The organism is Mycobacterium sp. E3247 (assembly GCF_001667785.1).
Lineage (GTDB): Bacteria > Actinomycetota > Actinomycetes > Mycobacteriales > Mycobacteriaceae > Mycobacterium.
Genome location: NZ_LZJG01000135.1, coordinates 1 through 578, shown reverse-complemented (window position 1 = coordinate 578; position 578 = coordinate 1). Strand labels below are relative to the sequence as shown.

Here is a 578-nt window from a genome sequence, read left to right as displayed (position 1 = left end):
ACGCCCAGATCCTTTTCCAGCAGCACCACGTCGGCGGCGTCCTTGGCCACGTCGGTGGCGCTGTCCACCGAGATCCCCACGTCGGCGGCGTGCAACGCCAGCGCGTCGTTGACCCCGTCGCCCAGGAAGCCGACGGCTCGCCCCTCGCGCCGCAGCGCGGTGATCAGCCGCGCCTTCTGCTCGGGGGAGATGCGCGCGAAGATGGTGTGGTGTTGCGCGGCGTACGCGAACGCGGCGTCGTCCAGGGGTTCGAGCTGCGCGCCGGTGATCGTGCCCTTCGAGGCCAAACCCAGTTCTTCACAGACCTTTTCGGCCACTCGCGGGTTGTCCCCGGTGGCGATCTTCAGCTCGATGCCCAGCTCGGCCAGCTCCAACAGCGATTGGCGTGCGGCGGATTTGGGCTCGTCGGCGAAGACCAGGAACCCCGCGAGCGAGAGCTCGCATTCGTCCGCCCGGGACAGCGTCGTCATCCCCGGCGCCGGTTTGACGGCCACGGCAACTACCCGGCGGCCGGCGTCGAACAATTCGGTCAGAGTCTTTTGAGCTTCAGCCGGTGCGCTGACGCACCGCCTGATTAT

At 68.0% G+C, this 578-nt stretch carries 1 protein-coding gene; it reads right to left on the bottom strand.

Translation table 11 applies throughout. The features are described 5' to 3' along the window. Window positions 1-578, bottom strand: a 578-nt coding sequence (locus A9X04_RS07380; protein ID WP_156764252.1) for an HAD-IC family P-type ATPase, incomplete at both ends; no start/stop codon positions are given.